The 14,825-nt window shown below is 70.8% G+C and carries 12 protein-coding genes; 1 reads left to right on the forward strand and 11 read right to left on the reverse strand.

Features of this window, described 5'->3' with window-relative positions; genetic code table 11:
* Positions 1 to 12 precede the first annotated feature (12 nt).
* The gene (locus ASC99_RS11710; protein ID WP_057231015.1) at positions 13 to 687 is read right to left on the reverse strand and encodes a response regulator transcription factor; all 675 of its coding nucleotides are present in this window, start codon (positions 685 to 687) and stop codon (positions 13 to 15) included.
* 343 nt (positions 688 to 1,030) lie between these two features.
* On the opposite strand from ASC99_RS11710, the gene ASC99_RS11715 reads away from it, so the two are divergent.
* Positions 1,031 to 2,539 (forward strand): peptide MFS transporter, encoded by a 1,509-nt coding sequence (locus ASC99_RS11715; protein ID WP_057231018.1) that lies wholly within the window; start codon positions 1,031 to 1,033, stop codon positions 2,537 to 2,539.
* A gap of 61 nt (positions 2,540 to 2,600) precedes the next feature.
* Here the strand turns inward: ASC99_RS11715 and hutI are convergent, their stop codons facing one another.
* From hutI to ASC99_RS11765, 10 genes are all read right to left on the reverse strand, one after another.
* Positions 2,601 to 3,746, reverse strand: coding sequence for an imidazolonepropionase (gene hutI / locus ASC99_RS11720; RefSeq protein ID WP_057231021.1), 1,146 nt, complete (start codon positions 3,744 to 3,746; stop codon positions 2,601 to 2,603).
* Between the two features lie 239 nt (positions 3,747 to 3,985).
* Positions 3,986 to 5,335: a formimidoylglutamate deiminase gene (locus tag ASC99_RS11725; protein WP_057231023.1), complete on the reverse strand. Its 1,350-nt coding sequence runs from the start codon at positions 5,333 to 5,335 to the stop codon at positions 3,986 to 3,988.
* The gene (locus ASC99_RS11730) at positions 5,326 to 6,507 is read right to left on the reverse strand and encodes an allantoate amidohydrolase (protein ID WP_082598325.1); all 1,182 of its coding nucleotides are present in this window, start codon (positions 6,505 to 6,507) and stop codon (positions 5,326 to 5,328) included. The genes ASC99_RS11725 and ASC99_RS11730 overlap by 10 nt, the downstream gene beginning before the upstream one ends.
* 11 nt (positions 6,508 to 6,518) lie before the next feature.
* Complete coding sequence (gene hutU, locus ASC99_RS11735) at positions 6,519 to 8,189, reverse strand: urocanate hydratase (protein WP_057231028.1); 1,671 nt, start codon at positions 8,187 to 8,189, stop codon at positions 6,519 to 6,521.
* A 103-nt stretch (positions 8,190 to 8,292) separates the two neighbouring features.
* Positions 8,293 to 8,622 (reverse strand): hypothetical protein, encoded by a 330-nt coding sequence (locus ASC99_RS11740; protein WP_057231029.1) that lies wholly within the window; start codon positions 8,620 to 8,622, stop codon positions 8,293 to 8,295.
* 95 nt (positions 8,623 to 8,717) lie between these two features.
* On the reverse strand, positions 8,718 to 9,533 hold the full coding sequence (gene fdhD / locus ASC99_RS11745) for a formate dehydrogenase accessory sulfurtransferase FdhD (protein WP_057231032.1): 816 nt from the start codon (positions 9,531 to 9,533) through the stop codon (positions 8,718 to 8,720).
* A 219-nt stretch (positions 9,534 to 9,752) separates the two neighbouring features.
* The gene (locus ASC99_RS11750) at positions 9,753 to 10,685 is read right to left on the reverse strand and encodes a hypothetical protein (RefSeq protein ID WP_157531492.1); all 933 of its coding nucleotides are present in this window, start codon (positions 10,683 to 10,685) and stop codon (positions 9,753 to 9,755) included.
* A gap of 23 nt (positions 10,686 to 10,708) precedes the next feature.
* Positions 10,709 to 11,563: a papain-like cysteine protease family protein gene (locus ASC99_RS11755; protein WP_057231036.1), complete on the reverse strand. Its 855-nt coding sequence runs from the start codon at positions 11,561 to 11,563 to the stop codon at positions 10,709 to 10,711.
* A 63-nt stretch (positions 11,564 to 11,626) separates the two neighbouring features.
* Positions 11,627 to 12,301, reverse strand: coding sequence for a hypothetical protein (locus tag ASC99_RS11760; RefSeq protein ID WP_057231038.1), 675 nt, complete (start codon positions 12,299 to 12,301; stop codon positions 11,627 to 11,629).
* A gap of 84 nt (positions 12,302 to 12,385) precedes the next feature.
* Positions 12,386 to 14,419: an RICIN domain-containing protein gene (locus ASC99_RS11765; RefSeq protein ID WP_235502472.1), complete on the reverse strand. Its 2,034-nt coding sequence runs from the start codon at positions 14,417 to 14,419 to the stop codon at positions 12,386 to 12,388.
* Positions 14,420 to 14,825: the final 406 nt, after the last annotated feature.

Raw genomic sequence — 14,825 nt, forward strand, 5'->3', positions numbered from 1 at the left:
GCTTGCCCCTGATCAGTTCTTCTCGAAGCGGAAGCCGACGCCGCGGACGGTGGAGATGTAGCGCGGGTTGGCCGCGTCGTCGCCGAGCTTCTTGCGCAGCCAGGAGATGTGCATGTCCAGCGTCTTGGTCGAGGTCCACCAGGTGGTGTCCCAGACCTGACGCATGATGTCCTCCCGGGTGACCACCCGTCCGGCGTCCCGGACCAGCACCCGGAGCAGCTCGAACTCCTTGGCGGAGAGGGTCAGCTCCTCCTCGCCCAGCCAGGCGCGGTGCGACTCGATGTCGATCTTCACGCCGTGCGCCCCGGTGGTCAGCTGGTCCACGTTGCCGCGCCGGAGCAGCGCCCGGACCCGGGCCAGCAGTTCGGCCAGCCGGAACGGCTTGGTGACGTAGTCGTCCGCCCCGGCGTCCAGGCCGACCACGGTGTCCACCTCGTCGGCCCGGGCGGTGAGCACCAGCACCGGACAGGTGCGGCCCTCGGCGCGGAGCCGGCGGGCCACCTCAAGGCCGTCCATCTCGGGCAGGCCGAGGTCGAGCACGATCAGGTCGACGTCCTCGGTGAGCCCGGCCGCGAGCGCCCCGGGGCCCTCCTCGCGGACGAGCACCTCGTAGCCCTCCCGTCGGAGCGCACGGGCCAGCGGTTCGGAGATCGCCGGGTCGTCCTCGGCCAGCAGCACACAGGTCATGTGGCAGATCGTAGTCCGAGTGCGACGCGACGTTGACGGGCTTGGACCGGCCGGTCCGGCCCGGCTGATGGGGCCTGTGAACTAGTTCACAGAGCGTGAGCGGAGCGGGCTCTCGGCCCTCCGGTGGGATTTTCGAACCGATCATGACATCAGCGAGAGATCTGGCGTGCATAGCTGTGATTTCAAGGATTTACTCCCGAAGGACCATGGATACAGGCAGTGTGACGGTGTTTCTCTTTACCCGGGCATTAGGTACATAGAGGGCCTTGTCCCCTGATAGTTCCTGAAAACGCGACGTAGAGTGTTCTGGTCCCTGCCCCGCCGCCACAAGGAACCCCCACTCATGGCGTCAACAACTCTGGACGTCGGCACTGCGCCGAACCCGACCAGCAGCGGCCCGACCTTCTTCGGACACCCCCGTGGACTGGCCACCCTCTTCATGACGGAGATGTGGGAGCGGTTCAGCTTCTACGGGATGCGCGCCCTGCTGGTGCTCTACATGGGCGCGAGCGTCGCGGACGGCGGCCTCGGGATGAAGGTCGCCACGGCGGCCGCCGTGTACAGCGTCTACAACGCCATGGTCTACCTGCTCGCCCTGCCCGGCGGCTGGATCGCCGACCGCTTCCTCGGCGCGCGCAAGACGGTCGCGATCGGCGGCGCGATCATCATGCTCGGCCACTTCGCGCTGGCGCTGCCGCCCGAGGCCACCTTCTTCGCCGGCCTGGGCCTGATCGCGATCGGCTCCGGCCTGCTCAAGGCCAACATCTCCACCATGGTCGGCCACCTCTACGACGGCCCCAACGACCCGCGCCGTGACGGTGGCTTCACCATCTTCTACATGGGCATCAACCTCGGTGCCTTCGTCGCCCCGCTGGTGATCGGCACCGTCGGGCAGAAGGTCGACTGGCACCTCGGCTTCGCGCTGGCCGGGGTCGGCATGGCGATCGGCCTGATCCAGTACCTGCTGGGCAGCCGTCACCTGAGCGCCCGCAGCAGCGTGGTGGCCGCGCCGATGTCCGAGGCCGAGAAGCGCGGCGTGCTCCGCAAGGCGCTGTTCTGGCTGACCCTGGCCGTGGTCTTCTACGGCGTGGTCGCGCTGACCACCGGTCTGAGCATCAACTGGATCATCTGGCCGCTCTCGATCGCCGGCATCGTGATCCCGGTGGTCTACTTCGCCCGGCTGCGCCGGGACAAGGACCTGAGCAGCGACGAGAAGTCCAAGATGAGCGGCTACATCTGGTTCTTCGTGGCCGCCGCCGTGTTCTGGATGATCTACGACCAGTCCGGCTCCACGCTGAACCTGTTCGCCCAGGACAACACCGCCTCCTCGCTGTTCGGGTTCGACTTCCCGTCCAGCTGGTTCCAGTCGCTCAACCCGCTCTACATCATGGCGCTGGCCCCGGTCTTCGCCTGGCTCTGGGTCTGGCTGGCCCGGCGTCGGCAGAACCCGTCCACCACGGTGAAGTTCGCCTTCGGCCTGCTGATGGTCGGCGGCTCGTTCCTGGTGATGATGCTGGCGATGGCTGCCGCCTCCGGTGGCACCAAGGTCACCCCGCTCTGGCTGGCCCTGGTCTACCTGATCCAGACCGTCGGCGAACTGACCCTCTCCCCGGTCGGACTCTCCGTCACCACCAAGCTGGCGCCCGCCAAGTACGCCAGCCAGATGATGGGCATCTGGTTCCTCGCCGTCACGGCGGGCGACTGCACCGCCTCGATCATCCAGCTGCTGGTCGGCGACTCCACCGGCAGCACCTGGTACTTCGCCTCCCAGGGGCTGCTGGCCGTCCTGGCCGGGGTGGCGCTGCTGATGTACCGCAAGAAGGTCGTGAAGCTGATGGGCGACGTGCACTGACGTCCGCTCAGCCCGGAGGGCCGGTACCCGTGATCACGGGTACCGGCCCTCCGGTGTGTGCTCAGACCTTGCGGACGCCGCCCTGCCAGACGGCCGCGGTGAGCGGGACACCCGGCCGGTAGGCCAGGTGCACGGCCGACGGTGCGTCCAGCAGCAGCAGGTCGGCCCGCGCGCCGGGGGCCACCAGGCCGACGTCGGTCCGGCGCAGCGCACGGGCGCCGCCGGCGGTGGCCGCGTACACCGCCTCGTCCGGGGTCATGCCCATCTCGCGGACCGCGACCGCGATGCAGAACGCCATCGAACTGGTGAAGCTGGAGCCCGGGTTGCAGTCGGTGGAGAGCGCGACGGTGACGCCCGCGTCCAGCAGGCGGCGCGCGTCCGGGTACTTCGCCCGGGTGGAGAACTCCGCGCCGGGGAGCAGCGTGGCGACGGTGTCGCCACCGGCCAGCGCGTCCACGTCGGCGTCGGTCAGGTGCGTGCAGTGGTCGGCCGAAGCCGCCCCCAGTTCGACCGCGAGCTGGACGCCCGGGCCGTGGTGCAGCTGGTTGGCGTGCACCCGGGGGATCAGCCCGCGCTTCGCCCCGGCGGTCAGGATCGCCCGGGCCTGGTCGCCGTCGAAGGCGCCCTGCTCGCAGAACACGTCCACCCAACGGGCGTGCGGGGCACAGGCGTCCAGCATCTCGCCGGTCACCAGGTCGACGTACGCCGCCGGGTCGTCCTTGAACTCCGGGGCCACCACGTGGGCGCCGAGGTAGGTGGTCTCCGGGGTGTGCGCGGCGGCGATCCGCAGGGCGCGGGCCTCGTCCTCGGTGGTCAGGCCGTAGCCGGACTTGCACTCGATGGTGGTGGTGCCCTGGCGGAGCGCCTCGCCGATGAAGCGGGTGAGGTTCGCCTCCAGCTCGGCGTCGGTGGCCGCACGGGTGGCGGCGACGGTGGTCCTGATGCCGCCGGCGGTGTAGGACTGGCCGCTCATCCGGGCGTTGAACTCGGCGGTGCGGTCACCGGCGAAGACCAGGTGGGCATGCGAGTCGACGAAGCCGGGGATCATCGCCCGGCCCTCGGCGTCGAAGCGGTCGTCGGCGGGCGGTGCGGCGGCGGCTGCGCCGACCCAGGCGATCCGGTCTCCGTCGATCACCACGGCGGCGTCGGTCAGGGGGGTGCCGGTGTTGGTGACCAGGGAACCGAGGTTGGTGATCAGCGTGCTCACGGGGGATGACCTTTCTACGGTCCAGGGGCTCGGGGAACTGCGAGGATGTCTGGCGCTTGGGTCACATGCGAAAGTGCCTGACCATGTACGTACGTTGAACGCTTCTGAGGTCGGCGTCGCCCACGCGGCGGAGCCGCACATCAGCGGAGCCCCGAGCCCCTGGTGGCGCCTGGCTGAGCGCCGTGCGAAAAGGCGTGTGCCCGAGAGGATCAGCCCCTCTCGGGCACACGCGTCGCAGTCTAGGACCGGAGGGCGGCGATTGTCGTGCTCAGGGCGGTCGCGACGTCCGGGACGAGTTGGTGCTGTCCGTCCTTGACGATGTGCCGGCCGCCGACCACCACGTGGCGGACGTCGGCGGCCGAGGCGGCGAAGACCGCCGTCTCGGCGCCGAGTGCGGGCGGCGGCCCGGCGGTACGGACCGAGTCGAGCGCCAGCACGGTGAAGTCGGCCAGTGCGCCGACCTCGATCCGGCCCGCCCCGGACCAGCCGAGGGAGGCGTGGCCGTCCTGGCTGCCCGCCCGGAGCAGGGCGTTTGCCGTCCAGTGGCCCCGGGTGCGGGTCCGCAGGCGTTCGTCCAGCTCCAGCGCCCTGGCCTCCTCGAACGGGTCGATCACCGCGTGGCTGTCGCTGCCGAGGGTGACCGGGCAGCCGACGCCGGCCAGCCGCCGGGCGGGCCCGATGCCGTCCGCGAGGTCCCGTTCGGTGGTGGGGCACATGCAGATGGTGGTCGAGGAGTCCGAGAGCAGCTGGATGTCCTCGTCCGTCAGGTGGGTGGCGTGCACCGCGGAGGTGCGCGGCCCGAGCACGCCGTGGTCGGCGAGCAGCCTGGTGGGGGTGACGCCGTGGGCGGTGAGGCAGGCGTCGTTCTCGGCGGTCTGCTCGGAGAGGTGGACGTGCAGCGGGGCCTCGGCCTGCGCGGCCCACTGCGCGACGGTGCTCAACTGCCCGGCGGGAACGGCCCGGACGGAGTGCACGGCGGCGCCGATCCGGGCGTGCTCGGTCGGCTTGAGGGCGCTGACCCGCTCCGCCCAGGCATCCGAGTCCCCGTCGCTGAACCGGAGTTGGGGCCTGGTCGGTTCCGCCCCGAAGCCGGAGGAGAGGTAGCAGGTGTCCAGCAGGGTGATCCGGATCCCGGCCCGGGCCGCCGCCTCGATCAGGGCGTGGCCCATCGCGTTCGGGTCGGCGTACCGGCTGCCGCCGGGGGCGTGGTGCAGGTAGTGGAACTCGCCCACGCTGGTGATCCCGGCGAGTGCCATCTCGGCGTAGACGGCGGTGGCCAGCGCCAGGTAGCTGTCCGGGTCGAGCGCACCGGCGAACCGGTACATGGTGTCCCGCCAGGTCCAGAAGGTGCCGGAGCCGACCTGGACGCTGCCCCGGAGCGCCCGGTGGAAGGCGTGCGAGTGAGCATTCGCCTGGCCGGGCAGCAGCAGCCCGGCCAGCCGGACCGCGCCGGACGGGCAGGGCCCGCTGTCCGGCGTGACCCGGGTGATCAGCCCGTCCGCCACCGCGATCTGCACGTCCCGCTCGACCACCGGGCCGTTGGCGTGCGGCAGCCAGGCGTGCTCGGCCCAGTAGGTGGTCACTGACACGCCAGATCCTCCAGGACGTCGGCGAGCGCGGTCACGCCGGCCAGGCAGTCGGCCTGCTCGGCGTACTCGGCCGGGGAGTGCGAGACCCCGCTCGGGTTACGTACGAACAGCATGGCGGTCGGGACGGCCGATGCGAGGATTCCGGCGTCGTGTCCTGCTCCGGTCGGCAGCACCGGCACGCCGCCGAGCCGCTTGGCGAGGCGGTCGCGCAACGGTCCGTCGAAGTCCACCACCGGGGTGTACGACTCGCGGGTCAGTTCGACCCGGACGCCGTCCCGCTCACCGCGCCGCAGTGCGGACTGCCGGATCTGCTCGACCAGTTCGGTCAGCACGGCCTCGTCGGCCGCCCGGGAGTCCAGCCAGCCGCGGATCAGCGAGGCGATCGCGTTGGTGCCGTTCGGCTCCACCGCGACCTTGCCGAAGGTGGCCAGCGCCCCGGCCAGTTCGGCCTGCTGCCGGGCCGACAGGACGGTGTCGGCGAAGGTCAGCATCGGGTCGCGGCGGTCCTCGATCCGGGTGGTCCCGGCGTGGTTGGCCTCGCCGTGGAAGTCGAACCGCCACCGGCCGTGCGGCCAGATCGCGCTGGCCACGCCGACCGGCTGGTCCTCCGTCAGGTAGCGGCCCTGCTCCACGTGCAGCTCGACGAAGGCGCCGATCCGGCGCAGCCGGTCGCCGTCCGCACCGATCGCGGCCGGGTCGTAGCCCGCCCGCTCCATCGCGTCGGGCAGCCGGACACCGTCGGCGTCGCGCAGCTCGTACGCGCTCTCGCGGGAGAGCACCCCGGCGCTGAGCCGGGAGCCGATGCAGGCCACCCCGAACCGGGCGCCCTCCTCGTCGCCGAAGTTGACGATCGCCAGCGGGCGGGCGAACTCCGTACCCCGGTCCCGGAGTTCGTCCAGCGCGGCGAAGGAGGAGACCACCCCGAGCGGGCCGTCGAAGGCACCGCCGTCCGGCACCGAGTCCAGGTGCGAGCCGGTGACGATCGCGCCCTCTGCGGTCGGATCGCCCAGCCAGGCCCACTGGTTGCCGTTGCGGTCCAGCTCGTACGTCAGGCCCCGATTGGTGGCCTGCTGCTCGAACCAGGCCCGGCACTCGGCGTCGGCCGAGTTCCAGGCATGCCGGCGGTAGCCCCCGGAGGAGGAGCGGCCCACGGGGAGCAGCTCCGCCCACATCGCTTCGAAGGTCACAGCTCACCCATCGGAATGCGGACACCACGCTCGTCGGCGACCTCGACCGCGCGGTCGTAGCCCGCGTCCACGTGCCGGATCACGCCCATGCCCGGGTCGTTGGTGAGCACCCGGCGGATCTTCTCGCCCGCCAGCGCGGTGCCGTCGGCGACCGTGACCTGGCCCGCGTGGATCGAGCGGCCGATGCCGACGCCGCCGCCGTGGTGGATGGAGACCCAGGAGGCGCCGGAGGCGACGTTGACCATGGCGTTCAGCAGCGGCCAGTCGGCGATCGCGTCGGAGCCGTCCAGCATCGCCTCGGTCTCCCGGTACGGGGAGGCCACCGAGCCGCAGTCCAGGTGGTCGCGGCCGATCACGATCGGCGCGGACAGCTCGCCGGAGGCGACCATGTCGTTGAAGCGCTCGCCCGCCTTGTCGCGCTCGCCGTAACCGAGCCAGCAGATCCGCGCCGGGAGGCCCTGGAAGTGCACCTTCTCCTGGGCCATCTTGATCCAGCGGTGCAGCGACTCGTTCTCAGGGAAGAGGTCGAGCACGGCCTTGTCGGTCTTGTAGATGTCCTGCGCGTCACCCGAGAGCGCGGCCCAGCGGAACGGGCCCTTGCCCTCGCAGAACAGCGGCCGGATGTACGCCGGGACGAAGCCGGGGAAGTCGAACGCGCGCTCGTAGCCCGCGAGTTTGGCCTCGCCGCGGATCGAGTTGCCGTAGTCGAAGACCTCGGCGCCACGGTCCTGGAAGCCGACCATCGCCTCGACGTGCTTGGCCATCGACTCGCGCGAGCGCCGGGTGAAGTCGGCCGGCTCGGCCGCCGCGTAGGCCGCCATGTCGTCGAAGTCGACACCGATCGGCAGGTAGGCCAGCGGGTCGTGCGCGCTGGTCTGGTCGGTGACGATGTCGATCGGCGCGTCCATCGCGAGCAGCTGCGGGAACAGCTCGGCCGCGTTGCCCAGCAGGCCGATCGACAGCGGCTGCTTCTTGTCCCGGGCGGCGGTGGCGAGTTCGAGCGCGTGGTCGAGGTTCTTGGCCTCGACGTCCAGGTAGCGGTGCTCGATCCGGCGGGCGATCCGGGACGGGTCGCAGTCGATACAGATCGCCACGCCACCGTTCATGGTGACGGCCAGCGGCTGGGCGCCACCCATGCCGCCGAGACCGGCGGTCAGGGTGATGGTGCCCTCGAGGGTGTCGTTGAACTTCTTCGCGGCCACCGCGCCGAAGGTCTCGTACGTGCCCTGCAGGATGCCCTGGGTGCCGATGTAGATCCAGGAGCCGGCCGTCATCTGGCCGTACATGGTGAGCCCGAGGTTCTCCAGCCGGCGGAACTCCTCCCAGTTGGCCCAGTCGCCGACCAGGTTGGAGTTGGCGATCAGCACCCGGGGCGCCCACTCGTGGGTCTGCATCACACCGACCGGCCGCCCGGACTGGACCAGCATGGTCTCGTCCTGCTTGAGGGTCTGCAGCGTGCGCACCATCGCGTCGTACGAGCGCCAGTCCCGGGCCGCCTTGCCGGTGCCGCCGTAGACCACCAGCTTGGAGGGGTGCTCGGCCACCTCCGGGTCGAGGTTGTTCATGAGCATGCGCAGCGCGGCCTCCTGCTGCCAGCCCTGCGTCGTCAGCTGCGTCCCACGCGCCGCACGCACCTCGCGCGGACCACTGCCCTGCTGCTGCACCATGCTCACGGTCTCCTTGCGGATGGATTCATTCAAAGCCTGTTCGACTGAATATATCCAATCATCCGAACGGCGGCCAGAGGCAACCCCGGGCATTCGGTACTGCTCAGGCCGCGTCGCCGTCGGTCCAGCTGATGCCGTTGTCGGCGAGCCAGGCGCGATCGTCGGCGTGCGGAGTCTCCGGGGCGATGGGTTTCGGTGGGCGGGGGATCTCCTGGATCGGGCCCAGGCCGTACTTCTCGGCGGAGGCCGAGGCGGCCGGGCCCGGGTTGATCACGCCGACGTGGACGGCGGTCTCGTCACCCTCCTCGAGGATCTGCAGGTCGGGGTGGGGCGGTTGGCGGAGAGCGATCCGGCGGCCGCAGGTGGGGCAGGACCACTCGTCGGCGCCCGAGGCGAGGCGGCCGACCAGTTTCATCTCGTGGATCACGCGCATGGCTGGGGACCCTCCGTCGATTGGTGGGTGGGCCTACTGAGGGGATGCCCGCTCACGGACGGTCAACAACCGTACGACACCAAGCTGTTGCAGGATCAAGCCAACCGGTCGGCACCCGTGTAGACGTTGGCGCCCTCGCCGCGCAGGAAACCGATCAGGGTCAGGCCCAGCTCCTCCGCCAGCTCCACCGCCAGCGAGGACGGCGCCGAGACGGCGGCCAGCACCGGGATGCCCGCCAGTGCGGCCTTCTGGGTCAGCTCGAACGAGGCCCGCCCGCTCACCAGCAGCAGGTGCCCGGCCAGCGGCAGCAGGCCCTCCCGGAGCGCCCAGCCCACCACCTTGTCGACCGCGTTGTGGCGTCCGACGTCCTCCCGGACGCAGAGCAGCTCGCCCTCCGCCGTGAAGAGACCGGCCGCGTGCAGGCCGCCGGTCGAGTCGAACGCCCGCTGGGCGGCCCGGAGTTGGTCCGGCAGTCCGTACAGCACCTGCGGCCGCACCCGCACCCGGTCGTCCGCGACCGGCCAGCGCACCCGGGTCCGTACCGCGTCCACGGTGTCCCGGCCGCACAGGCCGCAGGCGCTGGTGGTCAGCAGGTTCCGATGGGTCGTCAGTGCGGGGCGGCCGCCGCGCAGCTTCGCGTCCACCACGTTGTAGGTGTTCAGCCCGTCCGCGTCGGTCCCGGCGCAGTACCGCAGCGCGGCCAGTTCCGCCGTCGTGTGCAGCATCCCCTCGCCGACCAGGAAGCCCGCCACCAGATCGAAGTCGTGGCCGGGGGTGCGCATGGTCACGGTCAGCGGCTCGCCGCCGACCCGGATCTCCAGCGGTTCCTCCGCCGCCAGCACGTCCGCCCGCTCGCCCCGCTCGTCCCCGCGCAGCCGCAGCACCCGCCGCCGCACCGTCGCCCGTGCCATCAGTACTCCCTGCTCGCTCCGCGCGCTCTTCGTCCTCGCGAGGCAGCGTCACGATGGCGATGGTAGGTCGCCCGCGTGCGGTTCAGAAGTTGACGTTGCCCGTCCACGCGTACCAGGGACCCGACTCGCGGGTGTAACTGTCGCCGTTCCGCTCCACCGGCACGCCGTGGCGCCGGCCCACTGACCCCAGTGGACCGGCGCCGGGTGGATCGGTCCGGGTCAGCGCGTGGCGGCCGCCCGGCGGCGGCGCGTGTACAGCACCGCACCGCCGGCCGTCGCCAGGGCCATGGCCCCGGTGACGGCGACCGGCCGCCCGGAGGTCTCAGCCGCCGGGTTCCCGGCCGCGGCGGCGACCTGCTCCGGCTGGTCCTCCGTCAGGCCGGCGTACCCACCGGCCAGGCCCTTGCGGTCGTACTCCGAACCGGGAAGCTTGTCGCCGTAGCGGGCGGTGACCAGCTTCTGATAGGCGGCGAGGGTGATGCCGCGCTTTCCGCCGAGGCTGGTTGTCGCCTCCTCGTTGAGCGGCTCGACCGTGCCTTCGGTGGTGAGCCGGTACCAGGCGTGGATCTGCGGCTCGGTGAAGCTGCGGGCCTGCGGGGTGCCGCGTTCGGCAAGACTGATCTCGGCGTCCCCGTCCCGGATGCCGGCCAGCTGCCAGCTCTCGGCGCCGACGTTCTGGACCCCGCTGCCCGGCGTGGCGGTGTTCTGGGCGCCGTTGCCCTGGGGGGCGAGCAGTACGGAGGCCTGGCGGCCGTCGGAGGTGGTCACCCGGGAGGCCAGATAGGAGAGACGTAGCGCGGTCTGCGGGGTCGCCCGGGTCTTGCCGGCCACGAATTCGGGGCTGAGCTCGAACATCGGCACCGGGTCCTTGAGGCCGAACCCGGGCGGGGCGGCCACCGCGGCGGGCGCGTTCCCGGGGACGCCGACGGTGCCGCCGTCCGCGGCACCGGTGCCGGCCTGTCGGGCGGCGACCAGGAAGCGGGAGACGGTGTCCCGGAGCTGGTCGCTCCGAAGGATCTGCTGGGCGGACTGGTAGCCCGCGATGCCGTCACCGGCGGCGGCCTGCGCCGAAGCGGTTCCGCACAGGGCGGCGGCGAGTACGGTCGTGGCGAGGAGGGCGGCCCGGACTGCCGTACGCCTGGTGCGTCGCATGGTCTGCATGGTCGGTCGTCTCCTCAGCCGTGGATGTCGATGCGGGAGTGGGTCCACTGGAACGAGTTGTTGTTCGAGTAGTTGGAGTAGTTCCACCAGGTGTAGGTCTGGGTGGTCTGCCACGGGTCGCCGACCGCGATCATGTTGCTGTTGCTGTCGTAGCCGTAGACGACGTTCATATGGCCGCCTCCGCTGCGCCAGCCGATGCGGACGGCGAACGGGCGGCCGGCTGCGATCTCGGCCGTGGACTCGTTGAACGAGGCGTTGCGGTACAGGCTGCGGCCGCTGTTGCTCAGTCCCAGTCTGGCCAGGCCGTTTGCCATGTCCTCGAGCGTCGCGGGCTGGTTGTTGCAGTTCACCCAGGTGCCCTGCGCGGCGAGCTGGCAGAACTGCTCCTGGCTGACGGTGCGGCCCCAGTAGTTGGCGATGGTCACGCCGGAGGCGTCCCAGCACCACTGGGTCCTGACCTGCTTCTGCATGTCGATCTTGAGCGTCTTCGCGGCCGTGGGGCCGGGGTTCGGGTTCGGGTTCGGGCCGCAGACCGGCAGACCGCCGGTGTTCTCCTGGATGAAGGCGTCGGCGACGTAGTACGAGCCGGTGAAGATCCACCGCGGGTTGTTCTCCACGGTGTCGCCGGTGGTCCGGCAGGACATCTGGACCTTGTCGCCGACCTTCGAGGAGCCGTTGACCTGGGCCGAGAGGGACGGCTTGACCCGGTGGTTGACGGTGCTGTAATTGCCCTGCCCGCCAATGACGGTGCCGCTGACCACGTCGGCCTGGGCGAGGGCGGTGATGCCGAACAGCAGGCCGCCGGAGAGTGCGGCGGTGATCGCGGTTATCAGCGCTTTCCTGCGGCGGGACGCGCGAAGTCTGTGCATCATGCTCCTTGATCCGGGAACCTGTCCGGCGTTGCTTTCGATGAGTGGCGGACCGTCAACACGTCAGGGCCGGATGGATCGGCGCAGGAACTTCACGGCCACCGCGACGGCCGCGACGGAGACGGCCGCGACACCGATCGCGGTGATGGCCCGCTGCCCGTCCGAGGACCGGTCGTCGGAAGGGACGGTCTGGCTGCTCGCCGGGGCGGCGGTGGGGGTGGACGGTCCGGCCGGCGAGCCCGTGGGCGCGGTGGCGCCGGAGGCGGTGGCTGCCGCGGTCCCGGCCGGTACGGGGTCGGTGACCACGCCGGGTCCGCCGGTGACCGCGCCGGAAGGGGTGGGGAACGGGCCCGGGTCGACGACCGGCACGTCCGCCGTACCCGCGCCCCGGCCCAGTGCGGGGAAGGCGGTCTCCGCCGTGATGTCCCAACGGCCGGGCGGCAGCACCTCGTTGGTGGTGAGGCTGCCGGTGTGGCCGGGGACGGGAATCAGGCGCCACGGGCCGACGGTGGTGCCGTCGGCGGCGGTCGCGCTCATCGTGCCCGCGATCCGCTCGTCGACCGGGTCCTTGTCGTTCTCCCAGGTGGCGGTGAACTGCGAGTGCCCGGCGGTGACGCCGGTGACGGTGAGCCGGATGGTGTCGCCGTGCGCGTACGCCGTCGTGGCATGGCCCAGTGCGAGCAGGCCGACGAGACCGACGAGGGCGCAGTACGCCATTGCGAGGCGGCGGTCGATCATCAAGGGATGACCTCCTGGAGGTGGGACGGTTGGGGGTGGGGCCGCCCGCCCGCCGTACGGGCGGCCCCGGCTTCCGATGGATCGTCAGGAGGTCTTCTGAAGGGTCCAGCTGTGGTAGCCGGCGCCGGCCGGGTCCTGGAGCTCCAGCAGCCGTGCGCCGTAGTACTGCTGGCCGCCGACACCCAGCACCAACGCGCTGTCCCTGGCCGTCACGCTCACCCCGGCGTCGGAGGACGCGAGCCGCCACTGCTGTGACGCCTTGCCGTCGCAGGGCTGCTGGGCGACCCACTGCCCCACCACGGGGGTGCCGCCGAGCTGGAGGCACTTGCCGGACACCGCGGACTTGATCCGCACGTAGCCGCTGCCGGCGTCGTCGAAGTACCACCGCTGGTCGGCGTAGCCGGTGGCCTGGGAGCCGACCAGGACAGTGCCGTCGGCCGTCTTGCCGCCCCAGACCGCCGCGGCCAGGCCGGTCGCACCGTTGGTCAGCGTGTAGGCGGTGGCCGGTGCGGTCGTGGTGCCGCCGGCCTTCGGGGTGTGGAAGGACACCGTGCGACCGGGCTTGGAGTCACGCCCGGAGGTGTCGCGGACGGCCACCGCGACGGTGTAGTCGGTATCCGGGCGCAGGTTGTAGAGCCGCGTGGAGTTCTGCTTCACCCAGCCGAGGTGCTTTCCGTTGAGGAACACCTGGTACCAGGCGGCCGAGTTGACGGACTGCCAACTCGCGACCGCCGAGTCCGGCGCCAGCTGGCCGACCGTCACGTCCGGGCCGGTCGACGGCCCGGTGCTGCCGGTGGGGCCGGGGCTCGGGTTCGAGGTGGGGGTCGGGCTCGGCGTGGGGGTCGGGTCGGGCTTGGTGCCGTTGCCCGTCATCAGGAACTGGTTGTTCGCGACGTTCCAGTGCGTGGCGAGGTAACTGCCGGGCCGCGGGCTGGTGTTGTAGTAGTCGTCGTGGTTGCAGTCGAGCCGCAGGTCGTGGCCCTGCTCCGGACAGACGATGCGCATCTTCGGGTAGTACGGCGTGTCCGAGTAGCACATGACGTCCCACTCGTCGGTGCAGTGCGCGCCGCGGCTGGTGTTGGGCGCGCTGTTGTTCACCGCTCCCAGGTTGTGCCCGAGTTCGTGCGCGGCGGTGGAGCCGTTCCAGCAGCCGGAGTCCGTACGGCCGTAGGACGGACCGAAGTTGCTCTGGTTGTTCTGGCCGGGACGCTCGTCGCCGTTGAAGGTACCGATGCCGCAGTAGATGTTGGTGTCCGCGAAGATCATGTACTTGCGGTCGAGGCGGTTGAAGCCCTTCGTCGCCAGCGCGGAGTTCGTCGCGCTGAACTCGGACATCGCGGAGTCCGAGAGCTCGACGTTGAGCACCGTCGGGGTGCAGTCGGCGGCGGTGACGAAGCGGATGTGCCGGACGCCGCCGGTCTCCTGGGCGCTGGCGAAGTAGATGGCGTCCGCGTCCGCGGCCCACTTGCGGAACGACGCGACGTACTGCGCGTACCGGTCCCGGCCCGGCACGTGCGCGTAGACGACCTGGACCCGGTTGCCCGTGGTGCCGTCGCCGTCGCAGACCACGGCCTGGCCGGCCGGAGCCGCAACGGCGGTGTTCGGGACGGCTGTCGAGCTCGGAGTGCCCGACGGGACGGCAGCGGCCGCGGACCGGCCGGCCTGCGCGTCGAGGGCCGGCGCGGTGTCGGCGGACGGCCCCTGCGAGGACGGTTCCGCCGGGGACGGCTTGCCGAGGTCCGCGGCCGGCAGATCCGCCTTCACGGCCGGCGGGGTGTCCTTGCTGATGTCCACGCCCTTCGGCGGCTCGTCCGGGCCGTGGGTACAGTGACCGTCCGCCGTAGCGAGGGCGCCGACGCAGCGGTCGCCCTTCGGCGCCGCCCGGAGACCGGTGTAGACCATTCCGGTCGGCGGATCGTCCTTCGGTATCGACGCGACCGGCTGGGGCGCGTCGTCGTGCTTGGGCTCGGACGCCGGCGCGGAGTCACCCGCGGAGGCGCCGGCCGAGGCCACGGTCCGCTCGCCGGTGAAGACACCGCCGACAGCGGCCGTGCCGCCAATGAAGACCCCCGTTGCGGCCAATGCGGCTGCGACCAGCGACACTCGCGTGTTGCGCACCCGCTTTACCACTCTTCTACGACCAGGCATAACCACATCTCTTTCCTCGAGTGGATTGAGTGCCGGGAATCCTGCCAGAGGGGCGGAGGGTTTTGAACGCCGTTGCTCTACGCGCGAAGATGTAACCCGTTCAACCATCGAATATGGCAGAACGGGTCTGGATCAACTCGCCTGATTCAAAACGAAGTTGATGGACCAGCCATTCGAATGGTCCAGTCCAAAGAGCGGTCTGATGGTGTGCGACTTTATGCAAACGTTATACTTCGTGATCTACCATTAGACACTCCGTCAAATAGTGAAATTGCACAGAGTAGGCAGAATGTGACGCTCCATCATTTTCACCGCTCCGCATTCCGGATCGAGGATACGGAAGAGGTAGGAGGCGCACCCCGCCAATCGGCGGGGT

This window comes from Kitasatospora sp. Root107, from assembly GCF_001424875.1.
Taxonomy (GTDB): domain Bacteria; phylum Actinomycetota; class Actinomycetes; order Streptomycetales; family Streptomycetaceae; genus Kitasatospora.

Coding starts and splice junctions, on each gene's coding strand:
- ASC99_RS11755 (WP_057231036.1), bottom strand. CDS start 11,563: ATGCACAGACTTCGCGCGTCCCGCCGCAGGAAAGCGCTGATAACCGCG.
- ASC99_RS11730 (WP_082598325.1), bottom strand. CDS start 6,507: ATGTGGGCGGAGCTGCTCCCCGTGGGCCGCTCCTCCTCCGGGGGCTAC.
- ASC99_RS11715 (WP_057231018.1), top strand. CDS start 1,031: ATGGCGTCAACAACTCTGGACGTCGGCACTGCGCCGAACCCGACCAGC.
- hutU (WP_057231028.1), bottom strand. CDS start 8,189: ATGGTGCAGCAGCAGGGCAGTGGTCCGCGCGAGGTGCGTGCGGCGCGT.
- ASC99_RS11710 (WP_057231015.1), bottom strand. CDS start 687: ATGACCTGTGTGCTGCTGGCCGAGGACGACCCGGCGATCTCCGAACCG.
- ASC99_RS11750 (WP_157531492.1), bottom strand. CDS start 10,685: ATGCGACGCACCAGGCGTACGGCAGTCCGGGCCGCCCTCCTCGCCACG.
- ASC99_RS11740 (WP_057231029.1), bottom strand. CDS start 8,622: ATGCGCGTGATCCACGAGATGAAACTGGTCGGCCGCCTCGCCTCGGGC.
- ASC99_RS11760 (WP_057231038.1), bottom strand. CDS start 12,301: ATGATCGACCGCCGCCTCGCAATGGCGTACTGCGCCCTCGTCGGTCTC.
- fdhD (WP_057231032.1), bottom strand. CDS start 9,533: ATGGCACGGGCGACGGTGCGGCGGCGGGTGCTGCGGCTGCGCGGGGAC.